21 protein-coding genes are annotated in these 21,975 nt (G+C 64.0%); 9 read left to right on the top strand and 12 right to left on the bottom strand.

Annotation, left to right across the window (positions count from 1 at the left end; translation table 11 throughout):
- Window positions 1-22: 22 nt before the first annotated feature.
- Together phnK and NKJ00_RS10005 are read right to left on the bottom strand one after the other, a co-directional pair.
- Window positions 23-799, bottom strand: a complete 777-nt coding sequence (phnK, locus tag NKJ00_RS10010) for a phosphonate C-P lyase system protein PhnK (protein ID WP_023760811.1) — start codon at window positions 797-799, stop codon at window positions 23-25.
- Window positions 796-1,764 carry an alpha-D-ribose 1-methylphosphonate 5-phosphate C-P-lyase PhnJ gene (locus NKJ00_RS10005; protein WP_023812472.1) on the bottom strand — a complete coding sequence of 323 codons (969 nt, stop codon included), beginning with the start codon at window positions 1,762-1,764 and terminating at the stop codon, window positions 796-798. Before NKJ00_RS10005 ends, phnK begins: the two co-directional genes overlap by 4 nt.
- A 65-nt stretch (window positions 1,765-1,829) precedes the next feature.
- Between NKJ00_RS10005 and NKJ00_RS10000 the strand changes: the two genes are divergently transcribed.
- Window positions 1,830-2,033 (top strand): hypothetical protein, encoded by a 204-nt coding sequence (locus NKJ00_RS10000; RefSeq protein ID WP_023812473.1) that lies wholly within the window; start codon window positions 1,830-1,832, stop codon window positions 2,031-2,033.
- A gap of 2 nt (window positions 2,034-2,035) precedes the next feature.
- Here the strand turns inward: NKJ00_RS10000 and NKJ00_RS09995 are convergent, their stop codons facing one another.
- Genes NKJ00_RS09995 through phnG form a run of 3 tightly spaced genes read right to left on the bottom strand, consistent with a single transcriptional unit; the run spans window position 2,036 to window position 4,222 of the window.
- A complete protein-coding gene (locus NKJ00_RS09995) occupies window positions 2,036-3,148 on the bottom strand; it encodes a carbon-phosphorus lyase complex subunit (RefSeq protein WP_023812474.1) in 1,113 nt (370 codons plus the stop codon).
- A 1-nt stretch (window position 3,149) separates the two neighbouring features.
- Window positions 3,150-3,761: a phosphonate C-P lyase system protein PhnH gene (phnH, locus tag NKJ00_RS09990; protein ID WP_128303247.1), complete on the bottom strand. Its 612-nt coding sequence runs from the start codon at window positions 3,759-3,761 to the stop codon at window positions 3,150-3,152.
- A complete protein-coding gene (phnG, locus tag NKJ00_RS09985) occupies window positions 3,761-4,222 on the bottom strand; it encodes a phosphonate C-P lyase system protein PhnG (RefSeq protein WP_023812476.1) in 462 nt (153 codons plus the stop codon). The genes phnH and phnG overlap by 1 nt, the downstream gene beginning before the upstream one ends.
- 132 nt (window positions 4,223-4,354) lie before the next feature.
- Between phnG and phnF the strand changes: the two genes are divergently transcribed.
- On the top strand, window positions 4,355-5,104 hold the full coding sequence (gene phnF / locus NKJ00_RS09980; RefSeq protein ID WP_023812477.1) for a phosphonate metabolism transcriptional regulator PhnF: 750 nt from the start codon (window positions 4,355-4,357) through the stop codon (window positions 5,102-5,104).
- 279 nt (window positions 5,105-5,383) lie between these two features.
- On the opposite strand, the gene NKJ00_RS09975 is transcribed toward phnF, so the two are convergent.
- From NKJ00_RS09975 to NKJ00_RS09950, 6 genes are all read right to left on the bottom strand, one after another.
- Window positions 5,384-6,400, bottom strand: a complete 1,017-nt coding sequence (locus NKJ00_RS09975) for a zinc-binding alcohol dehydrogenase family protein (protein ID WP_023812478.1) — start codon at window positions 6,398-6,400, stop codon at window positions 5,384-5,386.
- 66 nt (window positions 6,401-6,466) lie between these two features.
- Window positions 6,467-7,432 (bottom strand): ABC transporter permease, encoded by a 966-nt coding sequence (locus NKJ00_RS09970; protein WP_023812479.1) that lies wholly within the window; start codon window positions 7,430-7,432, stop codon window positions 6,467-6,469.
- Window positions 7,429-8,982 carry a sugar ABC transporter ATP-binding protein gene (locus tag NKJ00_RS09965; RefSeq protein ID WP_023812480.1) on the bottom strand — a complete coding sequence of 518 codons (1,554 nt, stop codon included), beginning with the start codon at window positions 8,980-8,982 and terminating at the stop codon, window positions 7,429-7,431. Before NKJ00_RS09965 ends, NKJ00_RS09970 begins: the two co-directional genes overlap by 4 nt.
- 180 nt (window positions 8,983-9,162) lie before the next feature.
- Complete coding sequence (locus NKJ00_RS09960; protein ID WP_023812481.1) at window positions 9,163-10,155, bottom strand: ABC transporter substrate-binding protein; 993 nt, start codon at window positions 10,153-10,155, stop codon at window positions 9,163-9,165.
- 300 nt (window positions 10,156-10,455) lie between these two features.
- Window positions 10,456-11,454 (bottom strand): aldo/keto reductase, encoded by a 999-nt coding sequence (locus NKJ00_RS09955; RefSeq protein WP_023812482.1) that lies wholly within the window; start codon window positions 11,452-11,454, stop codon window positions 10,456-10,458.
- A gap of 61 nt (window positions 11,455-11,515) precedes the next feature.
- The gene (locus tag NKJ00_RS09950; protein WP_023812483.1) at window positions 11,516-13,021 is read right to left on the bottom strand and encodes a UxaA family hydrolase; all 1,506 of its coding nucleotides are present in this window, start codon (window positions 13,019-13,021) and stop codon (window positions 11,516-11,518) included.
- Window positions 13,022-13,247: 226 nt separating this feature from the next.
- On the opposite strand from NKJ00_RS09950, the gene NKJ00_RS09945 reads away from it, so the two are divergent.
- From NKJ00_RS09945 to gnd, 6 genes are all read left to right on the top strand, one after another.
- A complete protein-coding gene (locus NKJ00_RS09945) occupies window positions 13,248-14,150 on the top strand; it encodes a GntR family transcriptional regulator (RefSeq protein WP_023812484.1) in 903 nt (300 codons plus the stop codon).
- A 194-nt stretch (window positions 14,151-14,344) separates the two neighbouring features.
- Window positions 14,345-14,701, top strand: a complete 357-nt coding sequence (locus tag NKJ00_RS09940) for a DUF2946 family protein (RefSeq protein ID WP_352440835.1) — start codon at window positions 14,345-14,347, stop codon at window positions 14,699-14,701.
- A gap of 97 nt (window positions 14,702-14,798) precedes the next feature.
- Window positions 14,799-15,338, top strand: coding sequence for a copper chaperone PCu(A)C (locus NKJ00_RS09935; RefSeq protein ID WP_352629573.1), 540 nt, complete (start codon window positions 14,799-14,801; stop codon window positions 15,336-15,338).
- 30 nt (window positions 15,339-15,368) lie between these two features.
- Entirely contained in the window at window positions 15,369-15,944 is a 576-nt protein-coding gene (locus NKJ00_RS09930) for a YcnI family copper-binding membrane protein (RefSeq protein WP_352629572.1), read from the top strand.
- Window positions 15,941-17,581, top strand: coding sequence for a copper resistance CopC/CopD family protein (locus tag NKJ00_RS09925; RefSeq protein WP_023812488.1), 1,641 nt, complete (start codon window positions 15,941-15,943; stop codon window positions 17,579-17,581). Before NKJ00_RS09930 ends, NKJ00_RS09925 begins: the two co-directional genes overlap by 4 nt.
- Window positions 17,582-17,815: 234 nt before the next feature.
- Window positions 17,816-19,243: an NADP-dependent phosphogluconate dehydrogenase gene (gnd, locus tag NKJ00_RS09920; protein ID WP_023812489.1), complete on the top strand. Its 1,428-nt coding sequence runs from the start codon at window positions 17,816-17,818 to the stop codon at window positions 19,241-19,243.
- A gap of 9 nt (window positions 19,244-19,252) precedes the next feature.
- On the opposite strand, the gene NKJ00_RS09915 is transcribed toward gnd, so the two are convergent.
- Complete coding sequence (locus tag NKJ00_RS09915) at window positions 19,253-20,308, bottom strand: LacI family DNA-binding transcriptional regulator (RefSeq protein ID WP_023812490.1); 1,056 nt, start codon at window positions 20,306-20,308, stop codon at window positions 19,253-19,255.
- Window positions 20,309-20,710: 402 nt separating this feature from the next.
- Here NKJ00_RS09915 and NKJ00_RS09910 point away from each other — a divergent pair, with 402 nt between their 5' ends.
- Window positions 20,711-21,949 (top strand): ABC transporter substrate-binding protein, encoded by a 1,239-nt coding sequence (locus NKJ00_RS09910; protein WP_352629571.1) that lies wholly within the window; start codon window positions 20,711-20,713, stop codon window positions 21,947-21,949.
- Window positions 21,950-21,975 lie beyond the last annotated feature (26 nt).

Genomic DNA, 21,975 nt, shown 5'->3' with positions numbered 1-21,975 from the left:
CACGCGCTTTGAGACTTCATCGTCAAACCTGCAGAATCGAGGAAACGAGCAACTGCGTGTAAGGCGCGCGCGGGTCGTCGAGCACGCGGTCGGTGAGACCGCTTTCGACGACGCGGCCGTCCTTCATCACCATCATGCGCTGCGACAGAAGCCGCGCCACGGCAAGGTCGTGGGTGACTACGATGGCCGCGAGACCAAGGTCGGTGACCAGCCCGCGCAGCAGGTCGAGCAGGCGCGCCTGGACCGAGACGTCGAGGCCGCCCGTCGGTTCGTCCATGAACACCAGGCGCGGGCCGGTGACGAGGTTGCGGGCGATCTGCAGGCGCTGGCGCATGCCGCCGGAAAAGGCGCGCGGCTCGTCGTCGATGCGGTCCTCGTCGATCTCGACGCGCGACAGCCAGTCGACCGCGGTGGCGCGGATCTTGCCGTAATGACGGTCGCCGACCGCCATCAGCCGCTCGCCGACATTGGCGCCGGCCGATACCGTCATGCGCAGGCCGTCGGCGGGGTTCTGATGGACAAAACCCCAGTCGGTGCGCATCAGGAAGCGGCGCTCGGCCTCGCTCATGCGGTAGAGTTCGCGGAACTGGCCGTCACGCATGCGGTAGCTGGCGGTGCCGGAGCTGGGCAGCAGCCGGGTCGACAGGCAGTTGAGCAGTGTCGTCTTGCCGGAGCCGGACTCGCCGACGACAGCCAGGACTTCACCCGGCCACAGGTCGAAGGAGACGTTGTCGCAGCCGACGCGCGAGCCGTAGAATTTGGAGAGCGCCGAGACGCGCAGCAGCGGTTCGTCGGTCATTGTATCTCCTTACCCTCCCCCTTGCGGGGAGGGTCGGCGCGCAGCGCCGGGGTGGGGGTTGAGTGGGGCGTGGATTGGTCAAGACCCCCACCCGCGCCTTCGGCGCGACCTCCCCACAAGGGGGAGGTAGGGGCGTTGCGCCGCTTCTCGCAGTGGTCGGTGTCGGAGCAGACGAACATGTGGCCGCCATGGTCGTCGAGGATGACCTCGTCGAGATAGACATTCTCTGCCGCGCACAGCGCGCAGGGCTGGTCGAAGGTCTGCACCTCGAACGGATGGTCCTCGAAGTCGAGGCTGACCACGTCGGTGAAGGGCGGCACCGCGTAGATGCGCTTTTCGCGCCCGGCGCCAAACAGCTGCAAAGCCGGTGAGCGGTGCATCTTGGGATTGTCGAATTTCGGCGTCGGCGACGGGTCCATCACATAGCGGCCCTCGACCTTGACCGGATAGGCATAGGTGGTGGCGATGCGGCCGTGTTTGGCGATGTCCTCGTAAAGTTTCACATGCATGAGGCCGTATTCCTCCAGCGCATGCATTTTCCGCGTTTCAGTCTCGCGTGGCTCGAGGAAGCGCAAGGGTTCCGGGATCGGCACCTGGTAGACAAGCACCTGGCCCGCCGTCAGCGGATGTTCGGGGATACGATGGCGGGTCTGGATGATGGTGGCGCTGGCGGTATCAGTGGTCACCGCGATGTTGGCGACCTTCTTGAAGAAGGCGCGGATCGAGACCGCGTTGGTGGTGTCGTCGGCGCCCTGGTCGATGACCTTCAGCACATCGTCCGGGCCGATGATCGAAGCCGTGACCTGGACGCCGCCAGTGCCCCAGCCATAGGGCATCGGCATTTCGCGCGAGGCAAACGGCACCTGGTAGCCGGGAATGGCGATGCCCTTGAGGATCGCCCGGCGGATCATCCTTTTGGTCTGCTCGTCGAGATAGGCGAAGTTGTAGGTGGCGATGTCGGTCATGGCGATCACATCCACATTGTGCTATTGAATTGGCGTCCAGGACGCGGAAACAGGGGCGAAATCGGATGACCCAGACCGCTTGGCTGCATATCGGAATTCTGCTGCTGGCGTTCGTCGGCGTGGTCGCGTTTATCCTCCGAAGAATGGTTTTTCCCGCAGCCAGGGAAGGCGCGCATGGCGAGAGCGTTGGCATCGGCGGCGGCTACAGTGGCGGGCATGGCGACCATTCGCACGACAGCGGTGGCGGTGATGGCGGGTCGGGCGACTAGGCTCATTCCGCCGCCTCCTTCTTGTCTTCCAGCATGTCGGCATTTCCGCGGGCGTCGTATTCGGCGCGCATGCGGCGCACGAGGTCGAGTTCGGCCTGGAAGTCGACATAGTGCGGCAGCTTCAGATGTTCGACGAAGCCGGTCGCCTGGACGTTGTCGGAATGCGAAATGACGAACTCCTCGTCCTGGGCCGCGGCGACGACATCCTCGCCGAGCTCCTTCGCGCGCAGCGCCCGGTCGCACAGCGCCATCGCCATCGCCTTGCGCTCGCTCTGGCCGAAGACCAGGCCGTAGCCGCGGGTGAATTGCGGCGGCGCCTTGGCCGAGCCTTTGAACTGGTTGACCATCTGGCATTCGGTGACGCGGACAGTGCCGAGCGGCACCGCGAAGGGCAGCTCGGGCACGTCGAGCTCGAGCTCGACCTCGCCCATGCGGATCTCGCCGACGAAGGGATGGTTGCGGGCATAGCCGCGCTGGGTGGAATAGCCGAGCGCCAGCAGAAACCCTTCATCGCCGCGTGACAGCGCCTGCAGGCGGATGTCGCGCGCCATCGGGAATTCGAGCGGCTCGCGGGTGATGTCGCCGGGGACGTGATCCTGCGGCATGTCGCCGTCGGGTTCGATCAGGCCTTCGCGGTCGAGGATCGCCGATACGCGCGGCATGGCTTGCGCTTCCGTCTCGCGCAGCAAGGGCTGGGCGACGTCAGCGCCGGCGGCAAGCTCGGGATCGAGCAGCCGGTGGGTGTAGTCGAAAGTGGGCCCGAGCAACTGGCCGCCGGGCAGATCCTTGTAGGTCGCCGACACACGTCGCTCGACCAGCATCCCGGCGGTGTCGATGGGCCTGGAGTAGCCGAAGCGTGGCAGCGTGGTGCGATAGGCGCGCACCAGGAAGATCGCCTCGATCATGTCGCCGCGCGCCTGGACGATGGCGAGTGCGGCCAGTTCACGATCATAGAGCGAGCCTTCGCTCATCACCCGATCGACGCCGAGCGCCAGCTGCTCGACGATCTGGTCGAGACGTAGTGCCGGCAGCGAACGGTCGCCGCGGCGGCGGTCGGCAAGCAGGCTGTGGGCGTTGGCGATTGCGGCTTCGCCACCTTTCACCGCGACATACATCTTACGCCTCCATCGTCTTGATGCGCGTCGTGCGCGGCAGGCAGGCAATGCCATCAGCGGTGGCGAGTATGATGTCGACGCCTCTGGGAAAGCGCTTGATGTTCTGTTTCCACTGCTCGACGAAATGGCGCGGCATCTGTGCCGGCGCGATCGTGGCGCTGGTTTCGATGCCGGGACCTTCGAGCAACAGCGGCGTGCCGGACACGAGATCGCCGACTTGCAGGATCAGCGTGGTCGAACGGTCGGGATAGTCCTGGGTGCCCTGCGAAAAACCATCGAGCGACATCATCTCGGCCGGGGCCGCGATGAAGGCGAAATGCGCATCGGCCGGTGTGTTGGCCAATGGCGCGCCGGTGTGGAACCCAAGCCAGGGTCTGATCGCGGTGGAAGCTTGCAGGGTCTGGTCGAGCCAGAGCGGGGTGTCGTTATCGCACAGCGCCAGTGCGATGGCGCCGGCGGCCGCCGAGAGCGGCGCCGGCGGGCGGGCGAAGGCCGGCAGCGGCTGCACGCTGCCTGGCCGCGCCATTGCGTCCATGACGGCGCGGAACACCGTCTGGGCATTGAAGACCGGATCGGCGAAACCGCCCTCTATCGATTGCGCTGCAATGTCCATCAGTCTTCTCCGCGAACCATGGTGAAGAAATCCACCTTCGTTGCCGCCGTCTCGGCGCGGCGTTTTTCATGCGCTGCGGTCAGAGCCGACCGCAGGGGCGCTATCAGTCCGGTCTCGACTTCATTGCGGCGGGCAGGGTCCTGCCACAGCGCGTCGGCGATGGCCGCCAGCTTCGCCTTCTGCTTGTCGCGGCCAAGCGCATAGCAATGTCCGACCTGCCCGGAGGGCAGCCGGACGGTGGCGCGGGTGACGGTCGCCTCGCCGACGTTGAAGGGCGCGCCGCCGCCGCCGATGCGGCCGCGCACGGTGACCAGCCCGGTCTCGGGGCCGCGCAGCAGTTCTGCTTCCGAAGGCAATCCGGCTTCATTCCAGAGCCGGACGATGTCATCGCCGCTGGATTGCGCCAGTGTCGCCATGGCGGCCTTGCGCTCGGCCTGGTCGCGGGCTTCCTGTCCTCGCATCATCAGCATTCCTCTTTGTCAATTTGTCTATTGATATAGACAACTATACAAATTATACCTATTATCTAACGCGTGTCCATGACGGGTGGATGACAGCGATATAAGACTGGGCGCTGGAAGGTTGGGGCAATGATAGTCGGGCGGCTGGCAGCGGACAGCATCGAGCGGCGCAGTGGCGTTTCGCTGTGGCGGCAGATCGCCGACAAGATCCTGCATGCGATCGCCATCGGCGATTTCACGGAGAATGCAGCGTTGCCGCCGGAGGTGGCGCTGGCAGAACGCTATGGCGTCAACCGTCACACGGTGCGCAGCGCCATATCGGCCCTTGTAAGGGAAGGCGTGCTGCGGGCCGAGCAGGGGCGCGGCACCTTCGTACTGTCGCGCAAGCGGCTGTCCTATCCGATCGGCGCGCGCACACGCTTTTCGACAGGGCTGCAAGGGCAAACGACGGAACGGCACATCGTCCTGCTCGCCTCGTCGATCGAGCCGGCCAGCCAGCGCGTTGCCGAGGGCCTTGGCCTTGCCAGGGGAGCCGATGTGATCCGGTTGGAAACGCGCGGCGAAGCCGACGGACGGCCGGTGTCGCGTGCTGCCGGCTGGTTCGAGGCCCGGCGCTTTGCCGGCATCGATGCCGCGATGGCGCAAACCGGCTCGATCACCGCATCGCTGGCGCGTTTCGGCATCGACGACTATCTCCGGCAATCGACCGTGCTGTCGGCGCGCCATGCCGATGCGGCGGACCTTGCCGACCTCGACCTGCTGCCGGGCGCCATCGTGCTGGTCACGGTTGCCGTCAACGTCACGCCGGACGGCCAGCCGATCCAGTTTTCCGAGTCGCGCTTCCCGGCCGAGCGGGTGGAGCTGAAGCTGTCGGCGCTGTAGCTAACGTCGTCATCCTTGGGCGAAGCAGGAGCGCAGCTCCGTCGCGGAGACCCAAGGATCCATGCCGCGATCTCGGGCGAAGAGCGCAGCGGCGCAGAATTCTGCACCGAAGCAACGCTCTCAGGTCACGGCATGGATCCTATGGTCTGCGCCGCGTCGCTTCGCTCCTCGCTCCGCCATAGGATGACGAAGCGATGGATGTTGCGGCTAGTCGCCAAAGCATCAGATCTACCAAGTTGGGCGCTCAACGATCTCCGAATTCGTGTCGAACAGGCGCCTCTATCCGACCTCGATCACAGCCTTGATCAGGCCGGATTTCTCGTGTGCCCAGCGGGCGAGATCGCGCGGCGTGCCGGCGAGTGTGGTGCGGTGTGTGACGAGCTTGGCCAGGGGCACGGCGCCGTTGCGGATCGAGGCGGCGACGTGATCGAAGTCGGCGCGCAGCGCGTTGCGGCTGCCGATCAGCGTCATCTCGCGCTTGTGGAATTCCGGATCGGAAAAGCTGATGTCGTCCTTGACGACGGAGACCAGCACCAGCGTTCCGCCATGCGCGACATGGGCGAAAGCCGACTGCACCGATTGGGTGTTGCCGGTGGCGTCGAAGACGACATCGAAGCCTTCGCCTGATGTCGCTCCCTTGACCAGATCGGGCACCGCGCCGCGCGACCCGTCGAGGGTCTGGAAACCAAGCTCATTTGCGGCGAAGGCGAGCCTTTCACTGCTCATGTCGAGCAGCGTCACGTCGAGCCCGGCGATGCGGGCGAAGATGGCGGTGCCGAGCCCGATCGGGCCAGCGCCGATGACCAGCGTGCGGGCGCCGGGGTCGGCGCGGGCGCGCCGCACTGCATGCGCGCCGATGGCCAGGAACTCGACTGCGGCGGCGTCGGCCAGCGAAAGGCCGTTGGCGGGATAGAGATTTTGCGCCGGCACCAGAATCCGTTCGCACATGGCGCCGTCTCGATGCACGCCCAAGACCTCGATCCTGACGCAGCAATTGGGCTTGCCGTGCCGGCAGGCGATGCACTTGCCGCAGGAAAGATAGGGGTTGATCACCACGGGCTCACCAACGGCAAGATCGACGCCGTCGCCGGCCTCGACGATCGTTCCCGACACCTCATGGCCCATGATGCGGGGATAGGCGAGGAACGGGTGCTTGCCCTCGAAAATGTGGTAGTCGGTGCCGCAGATGCCGACATGGCTGACCGCCACCAGCGCCCAGCCGGGAGGCGGTGCCTCTGGTGCGGGCCGGTCTTCAAGGACAAGATCGCCGGGCGAACGGCAGAGGACGGCTTTCATGCGCTAATCCAGTCATGAAATCGCCGGCCCGTTGGTGTGGCGGGCCGGCGGTTGATTGCGGGATCGCTACTTGCCGCGGCGGCGCAGGCCGTCGAAGTAGACGATGATGATGATCAGCGCGCCAGTGATGATGCGCTGCCAGAACGAGTTGACGTTGAGCAGGTTGGCGCCGTTGTTGATGGTGGCCAGGATGAAGGCGCCGAGCAGCGGCCCATGCACCGAGCCGACGGCGCCGAACAGCGAGGTGCCGCCGATGACCGAAGACGCGATCGCCTGCAGCTCCCAGCCCTCGGCCTGCGTCGGGTTGCCGATGCCGATGCGGGCCGCCAGCAGCACGCCGACAAAGGCGGCGCACAGGCCCGACAGCGTGTAGGCCATGTAGATGGTGCGCTGGACATTGACGCCGGACAGGCGCGAGGCCTCGGCGTTGGAGCCGACCGAAAACAGGTATCGGCCCCAGCGGCTGTGGTGCAGGAAAATATAGGCCGGAATGCCGACCAGGATCACCATCCAGAACAGGTTGGGGATGCCGATGAAGGAATTGCGCGAGAAGGCGGTGAAGGTGTCGCTGTTGATGTTGATCGAATTGCCGTTGGTCATCAAAAGGCCGATGCCGCGCAGCGAGGTCAGCGTTGCCAGCGTGATGATGAAGGGCGGCAGGCCCATCTTGACGATGCCGAAGCCGTGGAACATGCCGATGGCGACGCCGACCAGCAGCGTCACCAGAATGGCGAGCCAGATGGGGAAGCCGGCATTGATCATCATGGCCACGACCACGGTGGCGAAACCGACCACGGCGCCGACCGACAGGTCGATGCCGCCGGTGATGATGACGAAAGTCTGGCCGACCGCCATGATGGCGATCATCGAGCCCTGGCGCAAGAGATTGGCCATGTTGTTGGCGGAGGCGAAGCTCGTCGTCGCCACGGAGAGAAGGATCCAGAGCAGAACCAGCAGCGCCAAAAGCGTCAGCCCAAACAGGACATTATAGTTGCGCTTCGGTTTTTCGACGGCAATCGCCTCGGTGCTCATATTTGTCCTCCCAGCTTTTCTTGTTTCTCGGCGAGCGCCTGAGTAAGAATATCCTCGTGGCTGGCGGCGTGAAAACCGTGCGTCGCCACCAGTTTGCCGCGCCGGAACACATGCAGCGTGTCGGCGAGTTCATAGACTTCCGGCAGATAGGACGAGATCAGGATGATGCCGGCGCCCTTTGACAAAAGTGCGCCGAACAGGCGGTAGATCTCGGCCTTGGTGCCGACATCGACGCCGACCGTCGGTTCGTCGAAGATGAACAGCTTGGCGCCGTGCGCCAGCCATTTGCCGATGACGATCTTCTGCTGATTGCCGCCCGACAGGCTGGATGCCAGCGCGCCGCGCGTCGGTGTCTTGATGCGCAGATCGGCGATCTGGCGATCAGCTTGCGTCTTCTCCTGCGTGCTCGAAATCAGCAGATTGTTCGAGATTCGCTTGTAGATCGGCAGGTTGAGGTTGAAGCCGACCGGCAGGTTGAGGCAGAGGCCCTGGTCGCGGCGGCTTTCCGGCGCCAGCGCCATGCCGAGCTTGATCGCGTCATGCTCGGAATTGACCTGCACCTCCTTGCCTTCCCAGAGGATCTGGCCGGCGGATTTGCGGTGGCGGCCGTAAAGCGTGGTGACGAACTCGCTGCGTCCGGCGCCGATCAGGCCATAGAGTCCGACGATCTCGCCGGCGCGGACCGTCATCGAGACATTTTCGAAGCCCTTGCCGGACAGGCTTCTCGCCTCGATAATGGCGGCGCCCGGCGTGAAATGCTCCTTGTGATAGACCTGCTCGATCGAGCGGTTGATCATCATCTTGACCAGCTCGGCATCGTTGGTCTCGGCGATGTTGCGGGTGCCGACCAGCGTGCCGTCGCGCAGCACGGAAACACGGTCGGCGAGCTCGAACACTTCCTCCATGCGGTGGCTGATGTAGATGATCGTCACGCCTTCATCCTTCAGCCGACGGATCAAGGTGAAGAGCTGGTCGGCCTCCTTGCGGGTGAGGTAGGCGGTCGGCTCGTCGAAGATCAGGAATTTGGTGCCGCGCACGGTGGCGCGGGCGGCGGCTATCAACTGCTGCTGGCCGATGGTCAGGTCGCCAAGGGTGACATGCGCCGGCAGGTCGAAGCCGAGATCGTCGATGATCGTCTGCGCCTGCCTGACCATGGCGCGCTGCTGCAGGATGCCGAAGCGTGAATTCTCCTCGCCTAGGAACATGTTGGCGGCGACAGTCAGGTGACGGCACAGCACGACTTCCTGGTGCACGGCATTGATGCCGAGCGCCATCGCCTCGTGCGGCGTCGCCAGGGCGGCCGGTTGGCCCTCCCAGGCGATCTCTCCGGAGGTGCGCGGCATGACGCCGGTCAGAAGCTTGATGAGCGTGGATTTGCCGGCGCCGTTCTCACCGACGATGGCGTGTATCTCACCGGACTTGAAGGCGAGGTCGACCGGCTTCAGCGCGTGGGTGCCGGGATAGCGCTTCTCCAGCCCGCGCAATTCGAGGATGGTCCGCCCCGGTTCCAGAACGGGTGTGGGATGCAGTTCCTGCGCCGTCGAAATCATGACAATCCTCCCAGATTGGCCTCCCGGATTGGCTTCCCAGGCTGGCCTCACGATTGGCACGCGGCGAGGCAAGGATATGCCTCGAAAACAGCCTAGCTCAGGCGTGCGGATTGCCAAGCCGTTTGTGCGGCAGCTTGTGTCTCCGGGGCGAGGTGCCCCGGAGACGATTGCGGATGCGGCTCAGAGCTTCGGATTGAGCAGCGCGTCGATCTTGGGGTCTTTCATGTTGTCCTTGGTCACCAGATTGGCGCCGGTGTCGACATTGGCTTCGACCTTTTCGCCTTTGGAGGCGGCGAGTGCGGTCTTGATGCCGTCATAGCCCATCCGGTACGGATCCTGGACGACGAGGGCGGAAATGACGCCGTCGTTGAGGAACTTGATCAGCTTCTCGTCGCTGTCGAAACCGACCAGCGCCAGTTTGCCGCCAAGGCTGTTTTCCGCGACAGCCTGGCCGACGCCCTGCGCCATGATCAGGTTGGAAGCGAAGATGCCCTTGAGGTTCGGGTTGGCGGTGATCAGGTCGGTGGCGATGTTGAGGCCGGTGGTGGCCTGGCCGTCGGCATATTTATCGGCGACCAGCTTGAGGCCCGGATATTTGGCGGCCAGCTGTTCGGTGAAGCCCTGCTTGCGCTGTTCGAGCGAGCCGGCGCCCGGTGCGTTGGTGATCAGGGCGACGTCGCCCTCGATCTTGCCGCCGTTGGCGGCGCCGATGGCGGCTGCGAGGCCGTCGGCAGCGACGCGGCCGCCCTGGACGTTGTCGGTGGTCAGGAACGAGGTGAAGGCCTTGGAGTCGGCGCCGGAGTCGATGCCGATGACCTTGACCTTGGCAGCGGCTTCATCGATCGGCTTGCCAAGCGCCTTGAACTCGGTCGGCGCAATGACGATGGCCGCCGGGTTGCTGGCAACGGCGTTCTCGAGGATCGAGACCTGGCCGTTGACGTCGGTTTCAGCCTGGGCGCCGAGTTCCGGCACGTTGACGCCGAGATCCTTGCCGGCCTTGCGGGCGCCGGCCAGAACGATCTGCCAGTAGAACGACGTGGTATCCTTGACGATGATCGGAATGGTGACGTCCGCCGCCGAAACCGGCGCCGAATGCATGACGCCGGCGAGCATCGAAGCTGCTGCCAGCGCCATGACGGCGCGGCGGTTGAGAATGCTGGTCGCGAATTTCATGAGGTTTCCTCCCTAAAGTCGCCCGGTGAACGTTACGGAAGCTCCGTCCGGATAGGCGCGGCCCAAACAGAACTTTATCAATAAAAAACAATTGCCATGTTTTGATAATGCATCGAACAGATCGATGCAAGCGGTGTTTGATCAGTCCTTGCGAGGTCTGGCAGAAGCAAATCCACCGCGCTGCTCCCCATCGACGCCGTCACGCTTCCGTTCCATTCCGGGAATGTATGGAATATTAATTCCACCATTTCGTCAATATGGAATATCCATTCCTTCGTGTGACCGCAAGAATATGAAGTTTCACGCCAGCTCCTGCACCAGCGTGTGGGGACGATATCTGGCGTATTCCGTCTCCGGCACGTCGATGTCGAGCAGTTGGAGGTTACGCGTCAGGTTCGCCAGCTTGGCGGTGCCGGTCAGCACGGTGGCGACGGCAGGTTCATGCAAGGGGAATTGGAACGCGGCGGCGGCGAGCGGATAGCCACCCTCGGCGGCGATCCTCTCCATTGCGCCGACGCGGTCGAGCACGTCATGGCTGGCAGGGCGGTAGTCGAAATGTGCGCCTTGCACCGGTCCGGTCGCCAGGATGCCGGAGTTGAACACGCCGCCAATGACCAAGGAGGTCTGCCGCGCCCGGCATAGGGGCAGCAACTCCGCTTCGGCACTGCGGTCGAGCAAGGAATAGCGGCTGGCGAGCAGGATGCAGTCGAGCGGCGCCTCGCGCATCACGTCCAGACAGATCTGCACCTCGTTGACGCCAAGCCCATAGGCGGAAATGACGCCGGACCGTTTCAGCTCTTCGAGTGCCTTGAGGCCGCCGTCCATCAGGTCGCGAAAGTGCAGCTTGGTCTTCTCGACACCATGGGTGTAGGCGCCGATGTCGTGGACAAACAGGATGTCTATCCTGTTTAGGCCAAGCCGCGCATAGCTGAACTCGACCGACCGCATGATGCCGTCATAGGAATAGTCGTAGTCGAGCGCGAAGGGCAGCGGATCGACATAGGAGTGATCGGGAACCTGATCCTCCGACACCGGGCGGAACAGCCGGCCGACCTTGGTCGACAGCACATAGGAATCGCGCGGCTTGTAGCGCAGGAAGTCGCCGAAGCGGCGCTCCGACAGTCCGAAACCGTAAAAGGGTGCGGTGTCGAAATAGCGCAGGCCGGCATCCCAGGCGCCCTGCAGCGTCTCCATCGCCGCTTCGCGCGAACAGGCGCGGTAAAGGCCGCCAAGTGCAGCGCCGCCAAAGCTGACCTCGGTGACTTCCAGCGCTGTCTGGCCGATGCGGCGTCTTTCCATGCACAACCTCCCCGTGGCCAGCCAACTGGCCGGCGCGCAGTCTACTTTATATCAGTAAAATCTAAAGTGTTGCGCCCAGATGCCAGGGCACGAACTCGTTGTCGCCGTAGCCGAAGTCCTCGCTCTTGGTCTTGCGGCCGGAAGCCGTTTCGACGATCAGTTCGAAGATCTCGCGGCCCATGCCGGCGATGGTCTTTTCACCCGAGGCGATGACGCCGCAATTGACGTCCATGTCCTCTTCCATCTGGTGGTACATCGTCGAGTTGGTGGCGACCTTGATCGACGGCGTCGGACGGCAGCCGAAGCAGGAGCCACGGCCGGTGGTGAAGACGATGACGTTGGCGCCGCCCGCCACCTGGCCGGTCGCCGAAACCGGGTCGTAGCCGGGCGTGTCCATGAACACCAGACCGCTGCCAGTGACTTTTTCGGCATAGCCGAAGACGCCGTTGAGTGGCGTCTGGCCGCCCTTGGCGACCGCGCCGAGCGACTTCTCCAGGATGGTGGTGAGGCCGCCGCGCTTGTTGCCGGGCGAGGGATTGTTGTCGATCGAGGCGCCGTGCTTGGCGACATGGTCCTCCCACCATTTCACAAAGCCGTCGAGCTTCTGCGCGATCTCCGGCGTTGCCGCGCGGTAAGCAAGCAGATGTTCGGCGCCATAGATCTCCGTCGTCTCGGAGAGGATGCCGATGCCGCCGACGCCAGCCAGGATATCGACAGCCGCGCCCAGTGCCGGATTGGCTGTAATGCCCGACATGCCGTCGGAGCCGCCGCATTGCAGGCCGACGACGATCTCGCTGACCGGGATCGGCTCACGCTTCAGCTGGCCCACTTCCTCGGCGATCTCGGCCAGCACGTCCATCGCCTTTTCCACCGATTTGCGCGATCCGCCGGCGTCCTGGATGTTGAAATGGCGCTTGCCGGCAGCGACGCCCTTTTGGCCGTAGAGGGTGAGCTGGTTGACCTCGCAGCCGAGGCCGACCATCAGCACGCCGCCGAAATTCGGGTGGCGGGCGTAGCCTGCGAGTGTACGGTGCAGCACCATCATGCCGTCGCCGGTGCCGCTCATGCCGCAGCCCTGGCCGTGCACGATCGGCACGAAGCCGTCGATGCCGGGATATTTCGGCAAAAGCGTGCGGTTGGCGGTGTCGGCGATGGAATGGCAGACGGTGGCCGAGCAATTGACGCTGGCGACGATGCCGATGAAGTTGCGCGTGCCGGCGCGGCCATCGGCGCGGCGATAGCCCATGAAGGTGCGGGCGCGGTCGGCCTCCGTCGCGTGCTCGGCCTCGCTCGGGGGCACGACCGGCAAGCGGCCGGATTCGAACACCAGATTGTGCGAATGCACGTGCTCGCCCGCCGCAATATCCTGTGTCGCGCGACCGATCGCCTGGGCGTATTTCACCACGGCCTCGCCGGCGGCGATCGGCTTGATCGCCACCTTGTGGCCGGGCTCGATCAACACACTGGCGACGGCACCGCCCGGCAGCGCGGTGCCGATCTCGATGCGGCCGTTGGCGACGGCGACATTGTCGGCGGGGGACAGAAGAATGCAGTTGGAGGCGTTCACGGGCGGTTTCCTGGGTGATCCTGGGTTGCGCGGACGGATTGACACGCGTCTGTTTAGAGATATTGTCTTTTATCGTGAAAAAACAGTTTTGCGTCAATTGTTTTTTCACCGGGGAGTTCCGCATGCCTTGGGTGTTCCGGAAAGCGAATTCGCTTTTCAGGGCCATGGGAACGTCATATCGCGCTTCAAACCGGCCGCGGCAAGCGACGGGTGCAACGGATCAGGGATGTCGAAGAGCAACAACGTCTACAAGGATGCCTACAACCGCTGCCTGCGGCTGCTCGACGAAACGCGCAGCCTGCCTTCGGAGCCGGAACTGGGTACCTTGCTTGGCGTCAGCCGTACCACGGTGCGCACCATTCTGGCGCGCATGGAAGAGACTGGGCTGATCGCCTGGAACAAGCGCGCCAAGACGGTGCTGCGCGAGACGCGTCCCGATGATTTCTTCCCCGAGGAGGAGACCGACACGCTGGCCGAGATCATCGAACGGTCGTTCATGCGTCGGCTGCTCGCCGGCGGTGCCGAAGCCGGCATGCAGATCAACGAACTCGAACTGGCGCGTGAGATCGGCGTCGGCACCACCAGCGTGCGCGAGTTCCTGATCCGCTTCTCCCGCTTCGGCCTGATCGAGAAGCGTCGCAACAGTCACTGGGTGCTGAAGGGTTTTACCCGCGCCTTCGCGCTGGAGCTGACCGAAATCCGCGAAATGTTCGAACTGCGCTCGGCGGCTGCCTTTGCCGTTTTACCGCAGGACAGCGCGGTCTGGACCGATCTCGACCGTCTGGAAGACGAGCATCGCCAGTTGGCAAACGACATCGCCACCCGCTTCACCGAATTCTCCGAACTCGACGAGCGCTTCCACCGGCTCATCCACCGGGCGTCGCGCAACCGCTTCATCGTCGATTTCTACGATGTCATCGCCATGATCTTCCACTACCATTACCAGTGGAACAAGGCGCAGGAACGCGAGCGCAACGAAGTCGCGATCGGTGAGCATCTGGTCTACATAGAGGCGCTGAAATCACGCGATCTCGGCAAGGTCGACGCCGCTTGCCGCAAGCACCTGAAGTCGGCGCGCCAGACATTGCTGACCTCGATCCCGGAGAGCCGGTCGCTGCAAAAATCCTGAACCGCATCGCGGTTCAGTGTCTTGTTCATGCATGTCGTTGTCCCAAAACCGCTATACTTTTGGGCGACATGCATTGAGCCTGCCGCGTTGGCGCCGCGGCGATTTGGCGATTTTCCACCCGGCGGCGCCGTGCTAGATATGGTTCATTGCTGCTAAGAGGCAGGGCTTTGGGCGTATCGAGGAGACGGTGGAGCATGCCGGTCGCGCTGGTCGCGGCCTATCTGCTGTTGCTCCAGTCGACGCTCGGAGCATTCGCCTTCGGCACCAGTCCCAATGCATCGCAGCTCGACGCCTTCGGCAACGTCATCTGCACCCATGAGGGCGCAACCCAGCTTCCCGGAGACAACCAGCCGCCGTCCCATCTTCCGGCATGCTGCGTGCTCGGCTGCAGCATGGTTTCGGCGGCCTTTGCGCCGCCGCCCGGTGCTGGCCTGGCGCTGGGCAGCCTTTCCTTCAAAACGGTCGCCTTTGTTTTTCCGGCGGTCATCCATCTCGACTTTGCGCGTGAGCGCTCGCCGTCGAACCCGCGTGCGCCGCCGCTGACGGCCTGAGCCTGTTTGCCCGGCGGAACCTTTCGTGGGCGTACCCATCCAAAGATCAAACTGCTCGCGACCGGCAACGGCGCGACCTTCACTTCATGGAGCAACCATGTCCTATTTTTTCCCTGACGCCGCGCGTCTTATGCCCGGCGGCATTCTACGCGGCATCGAAGAGCGTGTCGGCATTGCCGTGCTGGCTCTTGCGCTGCTGTTCACAGGCGCCCAGTCCGTCCTCGCGCATGAGTTCAAGGTTGGCGATCTCGAAATCGGCCACCCCTGGTCGCGCGCCACGCCGGCCGGCGCCAAGGTCGCCGGCGGCTATTTCACCATCACCAACAACGGCAGTGCGCCGGACCGGCTGGTGTCGATTTCCTCCGATGTCTCTGAAAAGGCCGAGCTGCATCAGATGGGCGTCAAGGACGGCGTCATGACCATGCGGCCGGTTGCCGGCGGCCTGGAAATTCCGGCCGGCGGCAAGGTAGCCCTTGCGCCTGGCGGCTATCATTTGATGTTCATCGGCCTGAAGCGGCAACCTAAACAGGGCGAAAAGTTCTCCGCTACCCTGACCTTCGAAAAGGCCGGCGCCGTCAGCGTCGATTTCGCTGTCGAAGGCATAGGCGGTGGCGCCATGGACGATCACGCCAATTGACCCGGCCAGTTTGAAATTTGAGGGACCATCATGAACAAGTATCTTTTGTCGGCCGCAGTACTTCTCGTGCTCGGAACCAGTGCCGCCTTCGCGCATATCACGTTCGAAACGCAGGAAGCGGCCGTTGGGTCGACCTACAAGGCCGTTTTGCGCGTGCCGCATGGTTGCGAGGGCAAGGCGACGATCGCCGTGCGCGTGCAGATTCCGGAAGGGGTGATCGCGGTGAAGCCGATGCCGAAGCCTGGCTGGACGCTGCAGACCAAGAAGGGCAAGTACGACAAATCCTACCAGCTCTATGGTCAGGCGGTTGCCGACGGGGTCAAGGAGGTCGACTGGAGCGGCGGCAGCCTGCCAGATGAATTCTACGACGAGTTCGTCTTCCGCGCGACGCTGACGGCGGATCTCCCTGTCGGCCAGAAGCTTTACTTCCCGGTTGTGCAGGAATGCGATGGGGCCGCCGACCGCTGGATCGAAATCCCGGCAGCCGGCCAGGATGAGGACGCGCTGGAAAACCCGGAACCGGGCATCAAGCTGTGGCCTAATAAATTATCTCCATGGCGGCGCGCTCATTCGAGCGCGCCGCTCTTTTTCGTGGCGGTGACATGAGCACGACCCCCCTCCTGCAAACGGCTTCCATGGCCTGCAAACCTGCCGGCCGGCTTGCCGCCGGCCTGTTGGCCGTGATCGTGTTTCTTGCCAGCCTTGCCGTGTCAGATCAGGCCTTTGCCCATGCCGCGCTGATCAAGACCGATCCGGCCGACGGCGCGGTGCTGGAACAGGGGCCGGCACAGTTCTCGCTGACCTTCAGTGAGCCGGTCTCGCCGCTGGTGCTGACCTTGGTGAAGCCCGACGGCACGCCGGTTGCTCTGACGTCATTCCGGCTCAGCGACCAGACGCTCGAGATCGACAATCCGCAACCGCTCAAATCCGGTACGCATGTCTTGAGCTGGCGCGTCATCTCCGCAGACGGTCATCCCGTCGGCGGATCGCTGCTGTTTTCCATCGGCGCGCCCAGCGAGCCGCCCGCCGTGTCCGAAGCCGTCGACTGGCCGTTGCGGTCGGCGATCTGGCTCGGCAAGGTTTTTCTCTACCTCGGCCTTTTTCTCGGCGTCGGCGGCGCTTTCGCCCTCGCCTGGCTGTCCCAAGGTGGCCGCGCCGGACAGCGCTTCGTTGCAGCCGCAATCCTGGGCGGACTTGTCGCGGCGCCCTTGTCGCTCGGCTTGCAGGGGCTTGATGCGCTCGGGGCACCGCTCTCCCATCTGGCACAGGCGGTTATCTGGCGGACCGGACTCGGCACCAGTTTCGGCTGGACGGTGCTGGTCGCGCTGATTGCGCTGGGGCTTGGCCTGCTGTCGCTGGCCGGCCCCCGCGCCACCGCCAAACCACTTGCGCTGGCAGGTCTGGCCGGGGTGGGGGTTGCCCTTGCCGCCAGCGGCCATGCCAGTGCCGCCGAACCGCAATGGCTGACGCGGCCGATGGTGTTCCTGCACGGCGTCGGCATCGCGTTGTGGGCCGGCGCATTGGTCCCACTCGGGCTGGCGCTGAAGGGGCAATCGGCGGGGGCCACGCCATTCCTGCGGCGGTTTTCTTGGGCGATCCTGCCGGTGGTGGCCGTGCTTGCCTCTGCCGGCATCGTGCTTGCCGTCATCCAGGTGCAAACACCCGCGGCATTGGTCGACACCGCCTATGGAAGGCTGCTGCTGATCAAACTCGGGCTGTTGGTCTTTCTGTTCACGCTCGCCGCCGTCAACCGCTGGAAACTCACGGCATCGGCCGAGGCGGGATCGACGGAAGTTCAACGCAGGCTGGTCCGCTCGATCGGCGTCGAGATGTTGATCGTGTTGGCGATTTTCGGCGTTGCCGCGGGCTGGCGCTTCACGCCGCCGCCACGAGCCCTCGCGATTGCGGCAGCGCAACCGGTGTCGGTCCATATCCACGCGCTGAAAGCGATGGCCGATCTCAGCATCACGCCGGGCCATGCCGGACCGGTCGTCGCCTCGATGATCATCATGAGCGGCGATTTCGGCCCGCTCGACGCCAAGGAGGTGACGCTTGTGCTGTCGAAACCCGATTCGGGCATCGAGCCCTTGAAGCGCGCGGCGGCCAAGCCCGGCGACGGCAGTTGGCGTGTCGACAACCTCGTCATCCCGGTGGCCGGCCGGTGGACGGTGCGCATCGACATACTGGTCTCGGACTTCGAGATGGTGAAGATCGAGGCGCCCGTCGACATCCGCGCCGAGTGATATTCAGGTGATGCCGGCCTGCGAACGGCGGCTTCCTGCGCTTCCGGTGCTCACGTACTTTAAGTACGCTCCGCTCCGGTTCTCGGAAACCACCATTCTCGACTCGGCCTGACCTGAATCTCACACGCCGCGGCATCAACACAATTCGGCGAGGCGGTTGACGCAGCCCGAAAGGCCCGTCAATCATCGCGGCAAAACGCGATCTCAACAAAATCCGAAGGCAGGAAAAAAACGATGGAAAAAGCCGAAATCGGCCTGATCGGCCTTGGCACGATGGGCTCCAACCTGGCGCTCAACATCGCCGAGCACGGGCATCGCATCGCCGTCTTCAACCGCACCAGGGCGCGCACGGACGCTTTCATCGAGAATGCCGGCGCGCTCAGGGACATGGTCGTGCCCTGCTACAGCCTGGAAGAGCTTGCCGCCGCGATCCGGCCGCCGCGCCCGATCATCATCATGGTGCTGGCCGGCAAGCCGGTCGACGAACAGATCGCGGCTCTGCGCGGCGTGCTGTCGGCCAACGACATCGTCATCGACGCCGGCAACGCCAATTTCCGCGACACGATGCGGCGCTTCTCCGAGCTTTCCGGCTCGGGTCTCACCTTCATCGGCATGGGCGTGTCCGGCGGCGAGGAGGGTGCGCGCCACGGACCGTCGATCATGGTCGGCGGCACGGAGGACTCATGGAAACGCGTCGAGAAGGTGCTGACGGCGATCTCCGCCAAGTTCAAGGACGAACCCTGCGCGGCATGGCTCGGCACCGACGGCGCCGGACATTTCGTCAAGACCATCCATAACGGCATCGAATATGCCGACATGCAGATGATCGCGGAGATCTACGGCATCCTGCGCGACGGCCTGGGCATGGACCCGAAGGAGATCGGCACGGTGTTCGCCAACTGGAACAAGGGCCGGCTCAATTCCTACCTGATCGAGATCACCGCCAAGGTGCTGGCATCAGACGATCCGAAGACCGGCAAGCCGGTGGTCGACATCATCCTTGATCGCGCCGGCCAGAAGGGCACCGGCAAATGGTCTGTCATCGAGGCGCAGCAGCTCGGCATCCCGGCCACCGCGATCGAGGCGGCGGTGGCGGCGCGCGTTCTATCGTCGATCAAGGACGAGCGGCTGGCGGCGGAAAAGGCCTATGGCAACATCGGCGTGACGAAGATTTCCGGTGACAAGGACGCCTTGCTGAAAGATCTGGAACTGGCGCTGTTCGCCGGCAAGATCGCCGCCTACGCCCAAGGTTTTGCGGTGATGAGCGGCGCCTCCAAGGAATTCAACTGGAACCTGCCAATGCCGACCATCGCCAGGATCTGGCGCGCCGGCTGCATCATCCGCTCGCAGATGCTCGACACCATGGCGGAGGCCTTCAGCAAGGGCGGCGCCTCGACCAACCTGCTGATGGCCCCGGCCTTCATCGCGCTGATGCAGGAAGCGCATCCGTCGCTGCGGCGCATCGTGGCGAGGGCTTCGGAGGCCGGCTCGCCGGTTCCGGCGCTGTCTTCCGCACTTGCCTATTTCGACAGCTACCGCCAGGGCCGCGGCACGTCGAACCTGATCCAGGCGCAGCGCGACTTTTTCGGCGCGCACGGCTTCGAGCGTATCGACGACAAAGGCGCGTTCCATGGGCCGTGGGGAAGCGGTGCGGCTGGTTAGCCCAAGGGCCTAAACGGAAACCGGCGGGCTGAACGCCCGAACCTCGCTGGTGGCGACCAGGCGCTGCAACGAGCCGGGTGCGGCGCCGCCGATCCAGCCGAGCACGGAGCGGGCGAGATCGGAGCCGGCCAGGCGGAAGTTCTCGTTGACGACGAGCAATTCCGGCCGGAACAGGTGCAACAGGTCCGACGACTGCTTGGACACGACATCGACGTCGCGGCCAAGCTTGAGGCCGGCATCCTCGATGCCGGCGACGATCGCCAGTGTCGCGGCGGCAGCGCTGCTGACGAAGCCGTCCGGCCTGTTCTCGCGGCGCATCACCTGCGCGGTTCTGGTCCTGATCTGCTCGATCGTGTGATCGATGGAAACGGTGTTGAACGGAATTTCGCTGGCTCCGACCTCGCTTAGCGCATCGGCAAAGCCGTTCAGCGTGTGGCCATAATAGGTCAGCCCGGGCGGCGGCGACAGAAGCGCCAGCTTGTGCCTGCCCATGCTCGCCAGGCGGCGCACGGCTTCCATCGCGAAAACATGGTTGTCGAAGTCATGGTAGGGATGGACGAGGCCCATGTCGGTGCGCCCATGCGTGGCAAAGGGCATGCCGTGCTCGAGCATGTAGCGGGCGCGCGGATCGTTCGGTTGGGTGCGCGAAATGATGACTCCGTCGGCCGAGCCGGTCTCGACGAGATAGCGGATCGGCTCCATCGGATCCTGCGAGCGGGAATAGGGCGTGACGATCAGGTGATAGGGCGTTTCGGCGAGCACTTCCGAAACGCCGTAGATGATGTCCGAGACGAAGCTCATGATCTCGCGGTCGGTGTTGAGCACGAGGCTGATGACATTGGTCCTGCCGGTGCGCAGACGCACGCCGGCGCGGTTCGGCCGGTAGCCGATCTGCTTGGCGACGAGCTGGACGCGACGCCTGGTTTCGGCGCCGATTTCCGGGGCATCCTTCAAGGCGCGTGACACAGTGGTGACGCCGAGCCCGGTCATGAAGGCAAGCGTCTTCAACGTCGGCCGTCCCTGTGCCGAGGTCTCCCCGTTCTTGTCCGTACGCTGTCTGTCCATTCGTCCCGCCCGTCAGGCGCATAGCAGCCGCGAGCCATGTCGGCAATCGCCGCCATAGCGGTACGATATGCGTTCCAGCCCCGGCAAAGCCTCAATATACTGAAACGTTACAGATTGCCATATCGAGTTACATGTCCATCGCCACGAGGTGGATGGTTCTTTTGCGAAACGCATTGGGATTCCAGGAGAAATCGCCTCTGCCGACGCCTTTTGCCCGTATCAGGCGGCATTTCGGTGTTTGCGCCGCAACAAACCATGCTGCAGTGCATGGGAAGCGCGATCATTCATGTGAATTTGTTCGCGGTCCGAAAAAATATCGAGGGCGCTTCGTTGACGGGTTGCACAGCCCGCGCAATTGCCGTATCGAAAATCTGTAACGTTTCAGATCTGGGAGGAGCCGAAATGCGATACACACTTTTGACCGCTGCGCTGGCAGCGACGGCCGCGTTGCAGTTTGCCGGCCAAGCGGCCGCGACGGACCTGGAAGTCACCCATTGGTGGACGTCGGGCGGCGAGGCGGCGGCGGTTGCGGAACTTGCCAAGGCATTCGATGCGACCGGCAACCACTGGGTGGATGGCGCCATTGCCGGCTCCGGCGGCACGGCGCGGCCAATCATGATCAGCCGCATCACCGGTGGCGATCCGATGGGCGCCACGCAGTTCAACCATGGCCGGCAGGCGGAGGAACTGGTGCAGGCCGGCCTGATGCGCGACCTCACCGACGTCGCCACCAAGGGCAAGTGGACTGATGTCGTCCGGCCGAAGAGCCTGCTCGACGGCTGCACCATCGACGGCAAGATCTACTGCGTGCCCGTCAACATCCATTCCTGGCAGTGGCTGTGGCTGTCCAACGAAGCCTTCGCGAAGGCCGGCGTGCCGTTGCCGAAGGACTGGAATGAATTCGTGGCGGCAGCGCCGGCGCTGGAAAAGGCCGGCATCATCCCGCTCGCCGTCGGCGGTCAGGCCTGGCAATCCTCCGGTGCCTTCGACGTCCTGCTTGCGGCTGTGGGCGGTACGGACACATTCCTCAAGGTCTACAAGGACAAGGATGCCAAGTTCGCCGCCGGGCCCGAAGTCGCCAAGGTCTTCAAGGCCGCGGACGATGCCCGCAAGATGGCGAAGAACACCAATGTGCAGGACTGGAACCAGGCGACCAACCTGGTCATCACCGGCAAGGCCGCTGGCCAGATCATGGGCGACTGGGCGCAGGGCGAGTTCCAGGTTGCCGGCAAGACCGCCGGCAAGGATTATACCTGCCTGCCGGGCCTTGGGCTGAACGAGGTGATAGCCACGGGCGGTGACGCCTTCTACTTCCCGCTGCTCAAGGATGCCGACAAGAGCAAGGCGCAGGAGGTGCTGGCCGAGACGCTGCTCGATCCCAAGACGCAGGTTGCCTTCAATCTAAAGAAGGGATCCCTGCCGGTGCGCGGCGACGTCGATCTCAATGCGGCCAACGACTGCATGAAGAAGGGCCTCGCCATTCTTGCCAAGGGCGCCGTCATGCCGTGGACGGACCAACTGCTTTCACAGGACACCCAGAAACAGAAGGAAGACCTTTTCGCCGAATTCTTCGCCAAGCCGGAACTGACCGTCGAAGACGCGCAGAAGCGCTTCGCCGACCTCATCGCTTCGGCGGACTGACGCTGGAGGCAACCCGCCTCATTCCG

It is taken from the genome of Mesorhizobium sp. M0227 (assembly GCF_040321855.1).
Taxonomy (GTDB): Bacteria; Pseudomonadota; Alphaproteobacteria; order Rhizobiales; family Rhizobiaceae; genus Mesorhizobium.
Note: the sequence above shows the minus strand (reverse complement) of the source record. Positions and strands in the feature narration are given on the sequence as shown.